Source organism: Pseudomonas citri, from assembly GCF_025336485.1.
Classification (GTDB): Bacteria; Pseudomonadota; Gammaproteobacteria; order Pseudomonadales; family Pseudomonadaceae; genus Aquipseudomonas; species Aquipseudomonas citri.
This window is the reverse complement of sequence record NZ_JAODAB010000002.1, coordinates 118,533-135,808: the sequence shown is the minus strand read 5'-3', so window position 1 is coordinate 135,808 and position 17,276 is coordinate 118,533. Positions and strand designations below refer to the sequence as shown.

General features: G+C 61.0%; 13 protein-coding genes. 6 read left to right on the top strand and 7 right to left on the bottom strand.

Going from position 1 to position 17,276, the window contains the following annotated elements; genetic code table 11:
• Nucleotides 1-99: 99 nt before the first annotated feature.
• Complete coding sequence (locus tag N4Q37_RS02815; protein WP_260955132.1) at nt 100-867, bottom strand: DODA-type extradiol aromatic ring-opening family dioxygenase; 768 nt, start codon at nt 865-867, stop codon at nt 100-102.
• Between the two features lie 195 nt (nt 868-1,062).
• On the opposite strand from N4Q37_RS02815, the gene N4Q37_RS02810 reads away from it, so the two are divergent.
• Nucleotides 1,063-1,716, top strand: coding sequence for a thiopurine S-methyltransferase (locus N4Q37_RS02810; RefSeq protein WP_260955131.1), 654 nt, complete (start codon nt 1,063-1,065; stop codon nt 1,714-1,716).
• A 121-nt stretch (nt 1,717-1,837) separates the two neighbouring features.
• On the opposite strand, the gene htpX is transcribed toward N4Q37_RS02810, so the two are convergent.
• A complete protein-coding gene (htpX, locus tag N4Q37_RS02805) occupies nt 1,838-2,725 on the bottom strand; it encodes a protease HtpX (protein WP_260955130.1) in 888 nt (295 codons plus the stop codon).
• A 301-nt stretch (nt 2,726-3,026) separates the two neighbouring features.
• Nucleotides 3,027-4,238, bottom strand: a complete 1,212-nt coding sequence (locus N4Q37_RS02800; protein ID WP_260955129.1) for a pyridoxal phosphate-dependent aminotransferase — start codon at nt 4,236-4,238, stop codon at nt 3,027-3,029.
• Nucleotides 4,239-4,458: 220 nt separating this feature from the next.
• On the opposite strand from N4Q37_RS02800, the gene msrB reads away from it, so the two are divergent.
• The 3 genes from msrB (at nt 4,459) to N4Q37_RS02785 (ending at nt 5,975) form a co-directional block, all read left to right on the top strand.
• Nucleotides 4,459-4,854 (top strand): peptide-methionine (R)-S-oxide reductase MsrB, encoded by a 396-nt coding sequence (gene msrB / locus N4Q37_RS02795; RefSeq protein WP_260955128.1) that lies wholly within the window; start codon nt 4,459-4,461, stop codon nt 4,852-4,854.
• Nucleotides 4,855-5,031: 177 nt separating this feature from the next.
• A complete protein-coding gene (locus tag N4Q37_RS02790) occupies nt 5,032-5,517 on the top strand; it encodes a glutathione peroxidase (RefSeq protein WP_260955127.1) in 486 nt (161 codons plus the stop codon).
• Nucleotides 5,514-5,975, top strand: a complete 462-nt coding sequence (locus tag N4Q37_RS02785) for a MarR family winged helix-turn-helix transcriptional regulator (RefSeq protein ID WP_260955125.1) — start codon at nt 5,514-5,516, stop codon at nt 5,973-5,975. The genes N4Q37_RS02790 and N4Q37_RS02785 overlap by 4 nt, the downstream gene beginning before the upstream one ends.
• Here N4Q37_RS02785 and N4Q37_RS02780 read toward each other — a convergent pair.
• Nucleotides 5,959-8,280, bottom strand: a complete 2,322-nt coding sequence (locus N4Q37_RS02780; protein WP_260955124.1) for an ATP-binding protein — start codon at nt 8,278-8,280, stop codon at nt 5,959-5,961. The two genes, N4Q37_RS02785 and N4Q37_RS02780, sit on opposite strands and share 17 nt — an antisense overlap.
• A 163-nt stretch (nt 8,281-8,443) precedes the next feature.
• On the opposite strand from N4Q37_RS02780, the gene N4Q37_RS02775 reads away from it, so the two are divergent.
• Nucleotides 8,444-9,334 carry an ATP-binding protein gene (locus N4Q37_RS02775; protein WP_260955123.1) on the top strand — a complete coding sequence of 297 codons (891 nt, stop codon included), beginning with the start codon at nt 8,444-8,446 and terminating at the stop codon, nt 9,332-9,334.
• Entirely contained in the window at nt 9,331-9,813 is a 483-nt protein-coding gene (locus N4Q37_RS02770) for a GAF domain-containing protein (protein WP_260955122.1), read from the top strand. Before N4Q37_RS02775 ends, N4Q37_RS02770 begins: the two co-directional genes overlap by 4 nt.
• Here N4Q37_RS02770 and N4Q37_RS02765 read toward each other — a convergent pair whose 3' ends face one another.
• From N4Q37_RS02765 to N4Q37_RS02755, 3 genes are all read right to left on the bottom strand, one after another.
• Nucleotides 9,814-12,762: an HD domain-containing phosphohydrolase gene (locus N4Q37_RS02765; RefSeq protein WP_260955121.1), complete on the bottom strand. Its 2,949-nt coding sequence runs from the start codon at nt 12,760-12,762 to the stop codon at nt 9,814-9,816. It lies immediately after the preceding gene.
• 94 nt (nt 12,763-12,856) lie between these two features.
• Nucleotides 12,857-16,462 carry a transporter substrate-binding domain-containing protein gene (locus tag N4Q37_RS02760; protein ID WP_390897885.1) on the bottom strand — a complete coding sequence of 1,202 codons (3,606 nt, stop codon included), beginning with the start codon at nt 16,460-16,462 and terminating at the stop codon, nt 12,857-12,859.
• A gap of 23 nt (nt 16,463-16,485) precedes the next feature.
• The gene (locus tag N4Q37_RS02755) at nt 16,486-17,112 is read right to left on the bottom strand and encodes a response regulator transcription factor (protein WP_260955119.1); all 627 of its coding nucleotides are present in this window, start codon (nt 17,110-17,112) and stop codon (nt 16,486-16,488) included.
• Nucleotides 17,113-17,276: the final 164 nt, after the last annotated feature.

Here is a 17,276-nt window from a genome sequence, read left to right as displayed (position 1 = left end):
GCTTGCGGGCTGATTGATCGAGCATGAAAAATCCCCGACTGGTTCGGGGATTTTTTTTACCTGTTGGGCGGCATTCTTTCAGCGGAGCGACTCGGCCGATCAATCGAACCGATAAATATCCATCCCCAGCGATCCCATCGTGAATCCCGTATGGGCAACGCTGAACCGCCCCCCTGCGCCCCGGGCAAAATACAGCGGTAGCAAGTGCTCGTCACTGGGATGGCTGCGCACAGCGTGGGGCGCCTGGCGACGGTAGTCGTGCAGAGAGGCTTCGTCGTCAGCTGCCAGTTGCTCAACCATCCAGTCGCGAAAAGCCTTGGCCCAGGGCTCGATGCTATCCGGGCCGGCCTGCCAATCCAGATCCCGCAGGTTGTGGGTGATACTGCCGGAGCCGATCAGCAATACACCTTCCTCGCGTAGACTCGCCAGGGCACGGCCGACCCGGGTCTGTAGCGCCGGCCCCTGTCGGCTGGGCAGCGACACTTGTACCACCGGGATGTCGGCCTGCGGATACATCAATGACAAGGGCACCCAGACCCCGTGGTCGCTGGGTCGCTGGCTATCCAGGCGCGCCGGCAGGTGCGCAGCGCCGAGCAGGTCTGCCACGTGTGTCGCCAGTTGCGGATTGCCGGGCGCGGGGTATTGCACTTGGTACAGAGCGGGTGGGAAGCCACCGAAGTCGTGCCAGGTGCGCGGTTGTGGGTTGCTGCTGACGAGCAGCTCATCGCTCTCCCAATGGGCGGAAACGATGACGATCGCCTGGGGCCTGGGCAGTTGCGCTGCCAGGCGAGCCAGTGCCGGGCCGCTGTTGCCGGGCTCCAGGGCAAGCATCGGTGAGCCGTGGGAAATAAACAGGCTGGGTAACATGAACGGACTCCTGAGCGTTACGCTCTGTACGAAAAGCCTTGATACTCGTTCATGCGGCGTTGAAAACAGCCTCGCCTGACCTTCGTCTCAAGACTTTTCGTACAGAGCTTAAGATGTCGCCATCTTCTGCCAGGTCAATGATCTAAATCTAATATAAGTTTTAACCCGTTTTGATCGATTTTTCTGGAGTGAATCATGGAGCCTGAGTTTTGGCACAAGCGCTGGTCAACCAACCAGATCGGCTTTCATTCATCGGAAGTGAACCCCTACCTGCAACGTTTCTGGCCTCGGCTCGGATTGGCGGCCGGCGCGCGGGTGCTGGTGCCGTTGTGCGGTAAAAGCCTGGATCTGTTGTGGCTCGCCCATCAGGGGTATTCGGTGCTGGGCGTGGAGCTATCGGAAAAGGCCGCCGCGGATTTTTTCCACGAACATCAGCTTGAACCGAGTGTGAGTGAAGAGGGCGCCTTCAAGGTGTTTCGTGCCGGTCCTATTGAAATTCGCTGCGGTGATTTCTTTGCCTTGGATGCGAAGGACGTGGCTGATTGCCTGGCGTTTTACGACCGTGCGGCGTTGATCGCCTTGCCGGTACCGATGCGAGAGCGGTACGTGGCCCATCTGCAGAAAATTCTTCCGGACTGCGTCGGGCTGCTGATTACGCTCGATTACAACCAGGCCGAAATGCCCGGTCCACCGTTTTCTGTCGCGGATGATGAGGTGCAGCGACTGCTCGGTGACCACTGGCGCTTGGACGTCTTGCAGGAGCAGGACGTACTGGGGGAAAGCTGGAAGTTCTTGCAGGCGGGGGTGAAGAGGTTGGATGAGCGGGTGTATCGGGTTTCCAGTTGTTGATGGCGTGACCACAACAGCAGGTATGTACCCCAACCCAGCCCTCCCCAAAAAAAACGGCGCACTTCCAATAACGAAATGCGCCGTCTTCTTTATCACTGCAGGCTTTTTTGAAGCTCCGCTATCAGCCGCGACGACGCAACGCGTCGATACGCTCTTCCAGTGGCGGGTGGCTCATGAACAGGCGCGCCAGACCCTGCTTGATGCCGCCGTTGATGCCAAAGGCATTCAGGGTGTCGGGCATGTGCACCGGCAGGCCTTGCTCGGCACGAAGGCGTTGCAGGGCGCCGATCATGGCGCTGGTGCCCGCCAGGCGTGCGCCGGCATCGTCGGCGCGGAACTCGCGTTTGCGCGAGAACCACATGACGATGGCGCTGGCGAGGATGCCCAGTACCAGTTCGGCGAAGATGGTCGCCACGTAGTAGGCGATACCCTGGCCTTCTTCGTTCTTGAAGATCACCTTGTCGACGAAGTTGCCGATGATGCGCGCGAAGAACATCACGAAGGTGTTCACCACGCCCTGGATCAGCGCCAGGGTCACCATGTCGCCATTGGCGACGTGGCCGATCTCATGGGCCAATACAGCCTTGACTTCATCCGGGGAGAAGCGTTCGAGCAGGCCCTGGCTGACGGCAACCAGTGCGTCGTTCTTGTTCCAGCCGGTGGCGAAGGCGTTGGCCTCGTAGGCCGGGAAGATCCCGACTTCCGGCATCTTGATGCCCGCTTCGCGGGACAACTGTTCGACGGTCTGCAGCAGCCATTGTTCATGGCGAGTGCGCGGCTGGCTGATGATCTGGGTGCCGGTACTCATCTTCGCCATCCACTTGGAGATGAACAGCGAGAACAGGGAGCCGGCGAAACCGAACACCGCACAGAAGATCAGCAGCTGGTTGAGGTTGAGGTCAACCCCATTGGCCGCCATGAACCCGTTGAAGCCGAAGAGGCTCAGGGTGATGCTGGCAATCAGCACGACCGCCAGGTTAGTGGCCAAGAACAGCAGGATGCGCATCATGGTGGTGGAAATCTCCTCATGCTTAAGATGTAGCGTTATGCGGGGTATATAAGGTGCTGCCGCAGGCTATTCAACTCGACGACTATTTCAAACTGTGTCCTACACGAGTCCTAAATGATTGAAAGACTTTTCTGAAAGTGACATGGGAAAAGAATTTTGGCACGCGTGCCCTGTGAACGTTGAGCCTGGACGCTCATCGCCTGTCCTGTCATCAGTGTAGAAGGCCCGTTGGAAGCGACGGAACGGAAATGTTGCTGAATCAAACAGCGTGCGCAGCGAGGGGCCGCGCACGCTGCCCGGATTACTGGCGGTAGGACTTGAGGAAGTTGCCGATCCGGCCAATGGCCTGGTCGAGGTCGTCGACCCGCGGCAGGGTCACGACGCGGAAGTGGTCCGGCCACGGCCAGTTGAACGCAGTGCCCTGGACCACCAGCAGTTTCTCGGACAGCAGCAGATCGAGAACGAATTTCTCATCGTTGTGGATCGGGCAGACCTTCGGGTCGATGCGCGGGAAGGCGTACAGCGCTCCCATGGGCTTGACGCAGCTGACGCCGGGAATGTCATTGAGCAGTTCCCAGGTGCGGTTGCGCTGCTCCAGCAGGCGCCCCGGTGGCAGGACCAGGTCATTGATGCTCTGGTAGCCGCCCAGCGCGGTCTGGATCGCGTGCTGGCTCGGCACGTTGGCGCACAGGCGCATGTTGGCCAGCATGTCGATGCCTTCGATGTAGCTCTGGGCGTGGTGCTTGGGCCCGGAGATGGCGATCCAGCCGGAGCGGAAACCCGCGACCCGGTAGGACTTGGACAGGCCATTGAACGTCAGGCACAGCAGGTCCGGTGCCAGGGAGGCGGTGCAGATGTGCACGGCATCGTCGTAGAGGATCTTGTCGTAGATCTCGTCGGAGAACACCACCAGATTGTGCTGGCGGGCCAGTTCCAGCATGCCCAGCAGAACTTCCCTGGAGTACACGGCGCCGGTCGGGTTGTTCGGGTTGATGATCACCAGCGCCTTGGTGTTCGGAGTGATCTTGGCCTTGATGTCTGCCAGGTCGGGGAACCAATCGGCTTGTTCGTCGCACAGGTAATGCACCGGGTTGCCACCGGCCAGGCTCACGGCCGCTGTCCAGAGCGGGTAGTCCGGTGCCGGCACCAGCACTTCGTCGCCATTGTTGAGCAGTGCCTGCATCGACATCACGATCAGCTCGGACACGCCGTTGCCCAGGTAGATGTCCTCGATACCGACGCCTTCGACCTGCTTCTGCTGGTAGTACTGCATCACCGCCTTGCGTGCGCTGAACAGGCCCTTGGAGTCACTGTAGCCCTGGGCGGTCGGCAGGTTGCGGATGACATCCTGGAGGATTTCATCAGGCGCTTCGAAACCAAAGGGCGCCGGGTTGCCGATGTTCAGCTTGAGGATGCGATGGCCTTCCTCTTCCAGGCGCTTGGCGTGCTTGAGCACCGGGCCGCGAATGTCGTAGCAGACGTTGGCGAGCTTGTTCGATTTGCTGACCTGCATGGCGATGTGTTCCCGAAAATGAACGATCCAGGCGGCGTATGGACTACCGTACTGGGGATCCTGCGTCTGTACCCGGGCTTGACGCGGTATAGGCGTCACAATCCGTTTGAATACGCATGACGTGACTGCCAGACTGGCGCCTGACGAGGCGCAATCATACGTGCCGCCTGATCTGCGGAAAAGCGTCGGATCGGGCTTTTTCAATTGCCGAGGCTGGACGATGGAAAAGTTGCAGAAAACCCTGGAAGAATGGCGCTCCATGCTCGACCCGGAGCAATACAACGTCTGTCGGCTGAAGGGCACCGAACGGCCGTTCTCCGGTAAATACAACGCCACCAAGACTGACGGTGTGTACCACTGCATCTGCTGCAACGAGCCGCTGTTCGATTCCCAGACCAAATTCGATTCCGGCTGTGGCTGGCCGAGTTTCTACGCGCCGATCGAAGGCAGTGCGGTGGTCGAGGTGCGTGATGTCAGCCATGGCATGATCCGCACCGAGGTGGTCTGCGCCAAGTGCGACGCCCATCTGGGGCACGTCTTTCCCGACGGTCCACCGCCAACGGGGTTGCGTTATTGCATCAACTCGGTGTGCCTGGATCTGGTTCCCCGAGCGTAATTCTGTGGCAGCAAAGCTTGCTCGCGAACAGGGCGCCTCGGTCTGAAGAAGGACTGCATCGACGTCATCGCGGGCAAGCCTTGCTCCCACAATCTATGGAATGAGAGTCCTGATAATTAAATTGCACACAATTTAATTGTTCGCTATTTTCGTGACTTCACCCTTCGGAGCCTTGCCATGAGCGATAACCTGCTGAGCATCCCGTGCACCACCATCAAAGGCGAACAAAAGACCCTGGCCGATTACGCCGGCAAGGCGGTGCTGGTGGTCAATACCGCGAGCCAGTGCGGCTTTACCCCGCAATACAAAGGCCTTGAGCAGTTGTGGCAGACCTACAAGGATCAGGGCCTGGTGGTGCTGGGCTTTCCTTGCAATCAATTTGGCAAGCAGGAACCGGGTGACGAAGGCGCGATTTCCGAGTTCTGCGAGCTGAACTTCGGCGTGAGTTTTCCGCTGTTCAAGAAAATCGATGTCAATGGCGACGACGCCCATCCCTTGTTCGTCCAGCTCAAGCAGCGCGCGCCCGGTGTGCTGGGGTCCAAAGGCATCAAGTGGAATTTCACCAAGTTCCTGATCGGCAAGGACGGTCAGGTGGTCAAGCGTTTCGCCCCGACCACCAAGCCCCAGGACCTGACCGCTGAGATCGAAGCGCTGCTCAAATGAATGATCTGTCAGCCGATTCGCTGAAGCTCGACAGCCAGTTGTGCTTCAAGCTGTACGCCGCTTCACGTGCGGTGATCCGTGGCTACAAGCCAATGCTCGACCAGCTCGGCCTGACCTATCCACAATACCTGGTGATGCTGGTGCTGTGGGAATGGCAGCAAACACTGCCGGAACAGCCGACGGTCAAGGCCCTGGGCGAGCGGTTATCGCTCGATTCCGGCACGCTGACCCCGTTGCTCAAGCGGCTGGAGCAGTTGGACTTGCTCCACCGCCAGCGTTCGGCTCGGGACGAGCGGGAAATGCACTTGAGCCTGTCGGAGGCGGGCCGGGCCTTGCGTGAGCAAGTCGCTCCGCTCAAGGCGCGGCTGCTATGCGAAAGCGGGGTGGACCTGGACCGTCTCGGGGCGCTGCGTGACGGTCTCGATCATTTGTTGGGACAGATCAAAGCGCTGACGTAGTGGGGACCCATTGATCCAGCACGGCCGCCAATTCTTCACGGCGGAATGGCTTGGATAAGTAGTCGCTCATGCCGGCGGCCCGGCAGCGCTCACGCTCCTCGGGCATGGCGTTGGCCGTCAGCGCGACAATCGGCAGGTCCAGCCAGCGCCCGCTGCGACGGATCTGCCGGCTGGCTTCGTAGCCATCCATCACGGGCATGTTGCAGTCCATCAGCACCAGGTCGAAAACCTGCTGTTCGAGCTGACTCAGCGCCTCGACACCGTGGGCGGCGACGATCACTTCACAGCCCAGTTTCACCAGCATGCCCTTGGCCACCAGTTGGTTGACCGGGTTGTCTTCCACCAGCAACACCCGCCCACGCCTGGACGGTGCCAGGGTTTCGATCTGTGTTTCGTTGATGGTGGTCGTCTCGCTTTGCAAGGCGCGACGCAGAATCTGATAGAGCGCATGTCGTGCCAGCGGCCGGGCCTGCTGTATCAGCGGGGCGAGGGTGGCGGCTTCTTCGCTGGGCATGAAACTGCCGTAGGCGGTGACCAGCAGGATCGGTGCCTTGAAAGTGGGGCGCAGATTGAACAGGCATTCCGGGCAATCGGTAATCAGGACATCAGGTTTGAGCCCCAACAGGTTGTCATCCACCGCGCGCCGTACGTAGTCCACTCCCCATCCTGGTAGCTGCATGTCCAGCAGCTCGGCCAGCCCACTGCTATCGGCGGTGATGGCGACGACATGACCTCGCAGCGGTTCGACGGCCGCCGTCGGGGTGTGGCAGGGCAAGGGCAAGTCGGCGCAGAACTGACTGCCGAAACCCATTTCGGAACGGATACTGAGCCGGCCCTGCATGGCTTCGCAGAGGTTGTTGGTCAGGGCCAGGCCCAGCCCGGTGCCGCCAAACTGACGGGTGATACCGGCCCCAGCCTGGGTGAACGGTTGGAAGATCCGCGCCTGCGCTTCCTCGGGGATGCCGATCCCGGTGTCGCGGACTTCGATCCGCACCCCGCCTTCATGCTGGCTCAATCTCACATCGACCCGGCCGAACCGGGTGAATTTCAGTGCATTGGACAGCAGGTTGCTGACGATCTGGCGCACGCGGGTCGGGTCGCCAAGCACCTGCGCGGGAAACTGCGGCTCGATCAGGCAGGCCAGTTCGACACTGGGTGCGGCGTTCTGCGACAGCAGGTTGGCCGTGTCTTCGATCAGGGAGCCAAGGTCGAACGGGATCCGTTCAAGTTCCAGTTGGCCGGCGTCGAATTTCGACAAGTCGAGGATGTCGTTGAGCAGTTCGACCAATACCTTGCCCGAGTCATGGGCAATCGAGAGTGGCTGCTGTTGTTCGGCGGTCAGTGGGCCGTCCAGGGACAGGGCGATCATCCCCAGCAAGCCATTGAGCGGGGTACGGATCTCATGGCTCATGCTCGCCAGGAAGGCGGAGCGGGCGTCGGCCATGTCCAGGGCGGTGCGCCGGGCGACTTCCAGTTCTTCGTTGGACTGGCTGAGGCGGGAGTTGGTGGCCTTGAGTTCGGCGGTGCGGGCCGAGACGATGTTTTCCAGTTGCGCCAGGTATTCGGTCAGGCGGTTTTCGGCCGTACGTCGCTGCTGGATTTCAGTGGAGATGTTTTCGAACTGCTGGTTGGCGACCGAGACCAGCACGCCGATTTCGTCGTACTGGTGGCCGGACGGGCACACCAGCGGGTTCAGTTCGACGCTGCCAGGGTCGCGGCTGCTCAACTCGCGGATGACCCGCACCAGGGGTTTGGTCAGCATCACGTAGAAAAGCGCCAGCAGCAGGCCCGTGAGGATCAGGCTGCGGGCAAAGCCATTGAGCAGCGTGACCTCGGCGCGACGCAGGAAGCGGGTGCCAAAGGCATACGTGTCGACTTCGAGCCGCAGCACACCCAGCGACTCGCTGGGCAGGTGGTCCAGGTAGAGTCGGTCTTCGAACCGACGCTGGGCGCCGAACAGGAAGTCACTGATGAAGCGATAGCTGCTTTGCAGTTCCGGCCGCTTGACGCTGGCCAGCACGGTGTTGTTGTTATCGATCAGTTCTGCACCAATGATGGCCGGTGAGCGCAACAGGCCCATGGACAGTTCCTGGGCCAGTTCCGCATCGATGTTGTAGGCGATGCGTGAGGCCGGGTTGTGGCTGATTTCCAGCAACGACAGGATTTCACGGTTGATCGAGGCGTCTTCGCTGGCATAATCGATGCCGATCTGTACCAGGCTGAGCAAGGTGCCCAGCAGGAATCCCACCAGGACGGTCAGGCGTGCCTGTTTATAAGACAACCGTTGGGTGAATCTGATGTCCATGGAATGGTGAACCACTTACGTTTCCCTTCGCCGCTCAAGCATAGCTGATCATCTCTGGATTCCGGGGCTGCCGGTTTATGTCGTGGGGGGTAGACCCGCCATTGGCTATGGCGTTTCGTCGCCGTAGCGCCATCATTACTGTGAACCTGTCCGAGGAGAAGACGTGGACTCTCGACTCAATGCCTTTCTTGAGCGTGCCGATGCGGTGCTGGCGCGCATCGAGCCTTTGTTGCCTGCTCCCCGGCCCGCCATTGACTGGACCCAGACCCTGGCCGCGCGCTGGCAGCGGGACGGTCGCAGCGGTTACCTGCTGCCGCTGCAGGTCAGTCTCGACATGCGTCTTTCGGACCTGATTGGCGTGGAGCGCCAGGTCGAACAACTGGGTCGCAACACCCGGCAATTCATCGACGGTCTGCCGGCCAACCATGCGTTGCTCTGGGGCTCGCGTGGCACCGGCAAGTCCTCCCTGGTGCGCGCGTTGCTGGCCGAGCATGCCCAACAGGGGCTGCGGTTGATCGAGATCGAGCGCGACCACCTGGCCGACCTGCCTCGGGTGGTCGAGCAAATCGCCAAGCTGCCCCAGCGCTTCGTGGTGTTCTGCGATGACCTGTCGTTCGAATCCGGTGAGGGCGATTATCGCGTGCTCAAAAGTGTATTGGACGGCTCGCTCGAACAGGCCCCCGAGAATGTGCTGTTGTATGCCACCTCCAACCGCCGCCACCTGGTGCCGGAGAAGGAAAGCGACAACGAGAACTGGAAGCGGGTCGATGGCGAGCTTCATCCCAGCGAAGCCGTGGAGGACAAGATCGCGTTGTCCGACCGCTTCGGATTGTGGCTGTCGTTCTATCCGTTTACCCAGGAGCATTTCCTCAACGTGGTGGAACACTGGATCGGTGAGCTGGCGGCCAAGGCCGGCCTGGCCTGGCAACGTGACGAGGCCCTGGACGTGCTGGCGGTTCGCTGGGCCACCGGCCGCGGTAACCGCAACGGGCGCTGCGCCTACCAGTTTGCCCGTTATTGGGTGGGCCTGAAACTGCTGGAGAACAAGGCATGATCGATTTGAGTAATGCAGGCGAAGGCCTCGACGGCTACGGTTTGTTATCGGCACAGCTGGCGTCCTTGCTGGCCGATGAGCGCGACTTCATCGCTAACGCCGCGCAATTCTCGGCTTTTCTGTTCAGCCAGCTGGATGACCTGAACTGGGCCGGTTTTTACCTCAATCGCAATGAAGAGCTGGTGCTGGGGCCGTTCCAGGGCCAGATCGCCTGCGTGCGGATTCCGTTCGGGCGCGGCGTGTGCGGCACGGCGGCAGCGAGCCGCCAGACCCAACGTGTCGAGGATGTCCATGCGTTTGCCGGGCACATTGCCTGCGACAGCGCGTCGAACAGCGAACTGGTGGTGCCGCTGCTCAAGGACGGGCGCCTGATCGGCGTGCTCGACCTGGACAGTCCGAAGTTGGCGCGCTTTAGCGAGCATGACCAGGCCGGCATCGAGGCGTTGGCAGCGATATTCCTGCGCCTGACGGATTGCTGATCATGGCTTGAGCCCTGCTTTGATCAGCAGGCTGTCGGGGTCGATCTCATCGATTTGCTGCGGGTCGAGGAACTGACTGGCGTAGTCCAGGTAGATCCTTTCCTCGATGAACAGGCCGAACAGTTCAGGATCGATATGGGCGTCATGGCACAGGGTGGCCATGATGCCCAGGGCCTCGCTCAGTTTCTTGGCTTTCTTGTAGGGGCGGTCGGCCGCCGTCAATGCTTCGAAAATGTCTGCGATGGCCATCATGCGCGCCGGCAGACTCATCTCCTCTCGCCGTAGCCGTTTGGGGTAACCGCTGCCATCCATTTTTTCGTGATGACCGCCGGCGATCTCCGCCACGTTCTGCAGATGGCTGGGGAAGGGCAATTGGCTGAGCATCAGGATCGTCTGCACCATGTGGTGATTGATCACGTAGCGCTCCTCGCGGGTCAGCGTGCCTCGTGGGGTGCTCAGGTTGTAGAGCTCGCCGCGGTTGTATTTCCACGACGGGACATCGAGCTGGAAGCCCCACGGATTGTCCGCCGGGATCAGTTCGGATTCGTGGCGCTCGAACAGGTGCTCGGGTTTGTCGGCCAGGAGCGGCTCGGTGACCGGTAGCGTTGGCTTGGGCGTGCGGGCCTGGCGTCGGCCTTCCTCCCAGGAAACCCCTAGACGATCATCGAGGGTCCGGGTCCATCGACGTTGGGCAATCTCTTGCAAGCGTTGCAGGTCGGCGTCGGCCATGGCCTCGGACCCCAGGTTGCAGCGGGCGACGAAGGCAAAGTCATCGTCGAGGCCGGCCAATGTCGTGTCGCGTCGTTGCGCCAGCGCTGACGGGGCGCCGCCGCCCGTGGCCATGGCTTGCCAGTAATCGACCCAGATGTCGCGCTTGAGTACCTCGAAGCGGGTGCGAATCTCGTGGATCCGGTCGTTCAGGGTTTCCAGCTTGGTGGCTTTGTCTACTACGTATTCGGGGGTGGTGACCTTGCCGCAGTCGTGCAGCCACGCCGCGATGTGCAGCGCTTCCCACTCATCTTCGGTGGGCTGGTAGCTGTCGAAGGCCGGTGCCTGGCTCACGGCCGCCGCCCTGGCGAGCATCAGGGTCAAGACTGGCACCCGTTGGCAATGACCACCGGTGTAAGGGCTCTTGGCATCGATCGCACCGGCCAGCAGTTGAATGAAAGCATCCATCAATTGCTTCTGCCGGGCGTGCAGGCGTTGGCTCTCGATGCTCACGGCGGCGGCACCGGACACGGCTTGAAGGAACGCGATGCGGTCTGGTTGCAGTTTTTCCAGTTCGGCTTCGGTGCCGTTGTCGTTGATCAGCAGCACCAGGAACCCGACGGTTTCCTGATGACGGTTGCGCAGGCGAATGCCGATCAGGTGAACCCGTGGCGCGTTCAGGGCCTGGAGGATGCCCTGCAGGTCGGCGGCCTGTTCGAAGCCCAGGGAGGTGACGAGGTTGTCCGCGGCCGCCAGTTGCCGGAGCCATGCGGGGCTGTCCGCGGCCAGCAGCGAATGTTCTGGCAGGGTAAAAGCGTCCAGGTCGCACGGGGTACCATCGATCACCAGGCCGCATGGCCTGACCCGATCCTCGTCGTTTTCGCGCAGGTAGATCAGGCCGGCCTGGGCCTGGCCGATTTTCACCGTTTCGAACAGCACCCGCTCCAGCAGCGCGCCCAGCCGGGTTTCGGCGCGCAGGCTGGCAGTAATTTCAAAGAAGCTGGCCAGGGTTTCTTTCATGCGCGCCATCGAAACGCTCAACTGGTCGACTTCCAGTACCGGGGAGCGGCGGGACACCGGGTAATGGAAATCGAAGCTGCGGATAGCGTCAGCTTCCTGCACCAACGCACGCAGCGGCTTGACCAGAATCCTGGACGTCAGCCAGCCCAAGGGCAGGCACAGCAGCAAGGTCGCAAGGGTGATCAGCGCACCTTGCCAGCGCATGCGATAGGCATCGGCGAGCAGCTCGTCCTCGGGCACCAGCAACGTCAGTTCCAGGCCTTGGGGGCCACCTTCCTGCATGTGGCTGCGGGAAACGATCCATTGACGCCCGGCGGCGTCCAGGCGCGAGGTGTCGGTGCTGTGGTCGAGTGTCGCCGCGATCGCCGGGTTCAGGTCGCGGGCCTTGATCAGGCGCGCCGATTGGTCGTCCACCAGCAGCCGGTTGCTGTCGGGATAAGCCACGGCGTTGCCTTCGGGATCGACCAGCACAATCTCGGTGCCTGCGCTCACTTTGTGCTTGGCCAGGGTCTCGGAGAGGGCCGCCAGGGTCAGGTCGGCACCGATGACGGCCTGTTCGCCGCTGCGCCGGGCGAGGGTGGTGCCGATGTTATGGGTGGAGAAGAACACGTAGGGTTCGGTGGTGATCTGGTCGGGGCTGTCCATTGCGCTGCGAAACCAGCCACGGCTGCGTGGGTCGTAGGTTTCGTTGGCAATGTCCAGGCGACCGACAGGCGTCAGCGCTTCGTCGTAGAACAGTGACTGGGCATGGACTTGACCGTTGTCGGCTCGTTCCACGGTCCAGGCTTGGTAGGCCGCGTCGGCGGGTGCGTTCAAGGCTGTCTTCAGTGCTTGAGTGCGCAACGGGCGGACCATGAGGAAGTCGCCATGGCTGTCGCCCAGGTACAAGGACGCCAGGTTCGGGTTGTCTCGCAATGCCTGGCTGAATGGCCGGAGCAGGGCCAGGCGTTGCGCCAGCCCGGGGGCGCGCGTTGCCGGATAATCGGCCAGCAGGCCCAGCAGGTGCCTGATCGGTTCGTAGGTGTCGTACAGATCCAGGCGCACGTCCTGTTCAATGCGATTGAACAGTTTTTCGCTGCTCGACAGGATGATTTGCGTGGTCTGTCGGTAATTGAAAATGCCCAGCACCACCCCAGTCAGCAACAGCAGCAGGGTGAACATCACGCTGATGTGCACATGCAGGGGAAACCGGCGTTGTTCCGGACGCGGTGCGCTGGGCATTTCAGTCACTCCAAGTGTCAGGGGCGCGGCGGGTTCGACAACCGCGCAGGCCGCTCATACGCACTGCTGAGCGAGCAGCATAGTAAAAGTGCAATCATTTTGCCTTACCAATCTCCGTTTCCAGCGCTCGCTCCAGCTCGATCATGGCCTGGTCGAGGGCCTCGATGCATGCGTTGACTCGTTCGGGTGCCTGCGCCTGAAGGCAGGCATGTTCCAGGGCCTCGCACTGCTGGAGCAACGTGGTCGCCTGGACGATCCGTGCAACGCCTTTTATCTTGTGCGCCGTTTCAGTCAGTGCCTGCCGGTTCCCGCCACGGGCGAGGCCGAGCAACTCCTGGCGGTCCGAGCGGTTGCTGCTGAGCAGCTCCGCCAACAGCCGTTGGTTGGAAGCCGGCAGCCCGCCGGTCAACGCGTGTAGGCTTTGCAGGCTGAAGACCGGTGCGCTGCTGGCTGACCTCACGGTGTTCATCCATTGGCTCAGGGCGTTCAGGCTGATGGGCTTGAACAGGCAATCGTCCATCCCGGCGTCCCGGCAACGTTGTTTTTCCTCCGGTTGTGCATTGGCGGTGAACCCCAGGATGGTGCAGGCCGGCCGTTGCTGTTCGGCCTCGTGGCGACGAATCGAGCGGCTCAGTTCGTAACCACTCATGATGGGCATGTTGCAATCGGCGATGACCAGGTCGAAGTTGCCTTCCTGCCAGGCCTTCAACCCTTCGGCGCCGTCCTGGGCGACCTGGTAGGCATGGCCCAGGTATTCCAACTGCTGCGACATCAGCAGGCGATTGGCCGGATGGTCGTCGACGACGAGCACGTTCAGCGCCGCCCTGGGTGTTTCGATTGTCGGGCCGGCTGGCTCGCGCACTGCCGCCGCCGGCAGGACCGTCAGTTGCAGGCAAACCTGTACGTGGGTGCCGGTGCCCGGTTGGCTGCGCATATGCAGGCTCCCCCCCATCATCTGGCACAGGTCGCGACTGATCACCAGCCCCAGCCCTGCGCCCTTGCGGGCCATCCGGCTGGTGTTGTCGACCTGGGCAAACGGTTTGAACAGCCGTTGCAGTTCTTCCGGGCTGATGCCGATACCGCTGTCGCAGACTTGCAGGTGCATGCGCAGGACGTCGTGCCGGGCGGTTTGGGCCAGCCTGACCTTTACCGACACCTGGCCCTGTTCGGTGAATTTGAGGGCATTGCTGATCAGGTTGGAGAGCACCTGCTTGAACCGCAAGGGGTCCAGCAACACGTCCGGGTTGGCCTCGGCCGGCTCGAACTGCAAGGACAGCCCCAGGTTCTTCTGCCGGGCCAGGCCTTCGAATACACGTATGACCGATTGCAGCAGCGCCCTGAGATTGACTCGTTCGGGTGCCAGGCTCAGATGGCCCGATTCGATGCGGGCGATGTCGAGGATATCGCCGATCAAGTCCAGCATGCCGGACGCCGATTCGTAGGCCACTTCGATGGCCGAGCGGTCGACCAGGCCCTTGTCGGCCTGTTTCAGCGCCAGTTCAAGCATGCCGATCACGGCGTTCATAGGCGTGCGTATTTCGTGGCTCATGGTCGCCAGGAACGTGCTCTTGGCCCGGTTCGCATCTTCGGCTTGTTTCTTGGACGCACGCAGTTCATCGAACAACTGCCGGCGCTCGCTGATATCGATCCAGCCGCCGATGATGCCTTGCACTTGGGCGGTGGAGTTCCGGTAGGGCAGTATCCAGTGGTAGATGGTCAGTTGCCGGTCGCCGACGTACAGCGGGCGATCGACGATCAGTGCCGTGCCTTCGGCCATGACGCGCTGGTAGTCCGCCTGATATTCCTGCGCTTCGAAGGCATTGCTCATGGCGCCGGGCATGCTGTCCTTGCCGATGACGTCCTCGCGTTTGGCGCCGAACACTTGCAGGTAGCTGTCGTTGCAGCTTTGCAGGCAACCGTTGCGGTCCCTCACGTAGATGGGATGCGGGGTGCCATTGAGCAGTGCATGCATGAATTCGAGCTGGTCATTGAGGGCGGTTTCCGCCCGTTGGCGCTGCCTGATCTGCCGTTGCATATAGGCATTCCAGGCCAAGGAAAGCAGGAGCAGCAGGCCGATACCCGCGGCGACCTGGAAGAACAGGCGATTGTAAGTGCGCCAAGTGTGTTCGGATGCCGAGACATAACCCCGCCAGCGGTTGTTGATGACCCCCAGTTCGTCGGGGTCGATGCTGGTCAAGGCCTTGTCGAGGATGGCACTCAACTCGGTCGCGTCCTTGGCGGTGGCCAGCGCGAACAGGGCCTGTTGAGTGCCTACGGTGCTGCTGATTTGCAGGGTGTCCCGCCAGGAATGGGAAGCGATGAAGTAGTTGGCCATGAGCAGCGAGTTGACACTGCCGTCGACCCGGCCCTGGGCGAGCAGTTCAACGGCGTGCAGGGGGCCGTCGGTTTCGGTGATCAGCACGCCCGGATACTGTTGGCGTAGCCACTCGATGACCGGGTTGCCCTTGGCGATCGCCAGGCTCCGACCCTCGAACTGATCCAGCGTCCCTGGAGTGTCGGACTGCTTGCGGGTCAGCAGGACGAATGAGCTGTCGAGGTAGGGACGGCTGAATTTCAACTGATGCTGGCGTTCGCTGCTCGGCAAGAGCGCAGCGATCATGTCGGCCTGGCCGCTGCGGACCGCGGCAATCATTTCGCTGTCGCTCTGGCGGCGTTGCACCTCCAGGCGCAGGCCGGTACGCAGTCGGATCAGCTCCAGCAGGTCGGCACTGATCCCGCGAAAGTCGCCCTCCGGATCAAAGAAAGTCAGGGGCGCGAGCGTTTCGTTCACCACCACCCGAACCACCGGATGGCTGGCCAGCCAGCGTTGTTCCCGCTCGGTCAGCTGTATCCTGTGGTCCGTGAGGTACAGGTCGCTGCCCGCGCTCCAGCGCTTGGCGATGGCGGTTTGTTCGGCGACGGGAACTTGTTCCAGTATCGCGTTGATGATTTCCAGCAAGTGGCTGTCACGGCGGCGTACCGCGAAACCGAACCCGTAGGATTCATGTTTGCCGAAGCTGGCCATGCGCAGGTTGCTCAGGTAACCCTTGCTGATCAGGTAATGGGTGGAAATGGTGTCGCCGAGAAAGACATCGGCCTGGCCGAACGCGACGGCGTTGATGGCGTTCTGGTAGGAGGGATAGGGGGTAACGAGCGCCTTGGGGTAGAGCTGTTCAATCGCCTGCGGTGGCAGGTAGTGGTAGACCATGCTCAGCCGCAACCCCTCGAGATCTTCGGTCAAGGGCCGGCTTTCATTCGTCCGGGTGACCAGGACAGGTTGGTCCACCGCATAGGGCGTCGAAAGCACCTGCTCGGGGTCGCGCGCTTCGAAGCCATTGGCCGTGCCGAGCAGGTCGATCTGCCCATCCTTGAGTGCCGCAATGGCGGCTTCCCGGGAAGCGAAGCGCAGGACTTTCATCGGCAGGCCGGTTGCTCGGGCGATGAGGGCGGCGTAGTCGGCGGTCATGCCCTCGTAGTCGCGACCGCTGGTGGCGAGGTCGAAGGGTGGATAGTCGGGTGCAGAAGTTCCCAGCACCCATTCACCCCGACCCTGTAGCCAGGTGCGTTGGGCGTCGTCCAGCCTGATTTCGCCATGAGCGTCGCCCGAACGCCCCAGGAGCGTGTAGTGCTCGGGTACGTCCGACGCTGTGACTCCTGCGGCATATAGCCCGGCGCTTAATAGCAGCAGGCTTGCCTTCATGCACTTGAGCATCCTGTTATTTCTCACACCAATGCGTTTCGCTTTGCCATTTCAATCAGATCTACCAGGGATTTGACTTTAAGTTTCTGCATGAGCCGTTTTTTATAGGTGCTGACGGTTTTATTACTCAGGAACATGCCCTTGGCTATTTCCTTGTTGGTACGACCTTGGGCAAAGAGTTGCAAGACCATCAATTCCCGATCATTGACACTTTTGAACAAATCCAGCTCTATGCGGCGCGGATCGTCGGGGTGTAGCGGGTTCAACGCCTGGCTGGGGAAATAGTTGTAGCCGGACAATACAGCCTTGATGGCACTGACCAGTTCACTGAGGTCTTCCTGTTTGCAAACGTAACCGGAGGCACCGGACTGCATGCAGCGGATCCCGAAAAGTGTCGGGGATTGCGCCGTCAGCACCAGCGTCTTGAGCGGAGTGGTCATGGCATTGAAACGCGAGAGGATTTCCAGCCCGTCAAGTTTAGGAATACTGATATCCAGGATGACAAGGTCCGGCATGCATTCGCGCACCATTTGCATCGCGTCGACGCCGTTGTCCGTTTCCCCTACGACTTTATAGCCCTCATGCTCCAGGAGCATGCGCACAGCGAGGCGGATGACCGGGTGATCGTCGACAATGAAAACGGAGTTCATGAATAAAATATCCTGCGAGCTTAATAAAGGGCGCACCTTAGCCCAGTTGTCGCCAGGGCCGTACGAGCAGACAGGTATGCAACTACAATTTCAGAAGTTTCCTACAAAAAAAGAGGCAACGTATTACGACGTAATCGGTTTTTTAGTAGGCGGATGACAATAAA

Bases quoted from the DNA above. Each gene is read 5' to 3' on its own strand.
- N4Q37_RS02755 (WP_260955119.1), bottom strand. From the start codon at position 17,112: ATGAACTCCGTTTTCATTGTCGACGATCACCCGGTCATCCGCCTCGCT.
- N4Q37_RS02770 (WP_260955122.1), top strand. From the start codon at position 9,331: ATGATCGATTTGAGTAATGCAGGCGAAGGCCTCGACGGCTACGGTTTG.
- N4Q37_RS02815 (WP_260955132.1), bottom strand. From the start codon at position 867: ATGTTACCCAGCCTGTTTATTTCCCACGGCTCACCGATGCTTGCCCTG.
- N4Q37_RS02780 (WP_260955124.1), bottom strand. From the start codon at position 8,280: ATGGACATCAGATTCACCCAACGGTTGTCTTATAAACAGGCACGCCTG.
- msrB (WP_260955128.1), top strand. From the start codon at position 4,459: ATGGAAAAGTTGCAGAAAACCCTGGAAGAATGGCGCTCCATGCTCGAC.
- htpX (WP_260955130.1), bottom strand. From the start codon at position 2,725: ATGATGCGCATCCTGCTGTTCTTGGCCACTAACCTGGCGGTCGTGCTG.
- N4Q37_RS02790 (WP_260955127.1), top strand. From the start codon at position 5,032: ATGAGCGATAACCTGCTGAGCATCCCGTGCACCACCATCAAAGGCGAA.
- N4Q37_RS02800 (WP_260955129.1), bottom strand. From the start codon at position 4,238: ATGCAGGTCAGCAAATCGAACAAGCTCGCCAACGTCTGCTACGACATT.
- N4Q37_RS02785 (WP_260955125.1), top strand. From the start codon at position 5,514: ATGAATGATCTGTCAGCCGATTCGCTGAAGCTCGACAGCCAGTTGTGC.
- N4Q37_RS02810 (WP_260955131.1), top strand. From the start codon at position 1,063: ATGGAGCCTGAGTTTTGGCACAAGCGCTGGTCAACCAACCAGATCGGC.
- N4Q37_RS02760 (WP_390897885.1), bottom strand. From the start codon at position 16,462: ATGAAGGCAAGCCTGCTGCTATTAAGCGCCGGGCTATATGCCGCAGGA.
- N4Q37_RS02765 (WP_260955121.1), bottom strand. From the start codon at position 12,762: ATGCCCAGCGCACCGCGTCCGGAACAACGCCGGTTTCCCCTGCATGTG.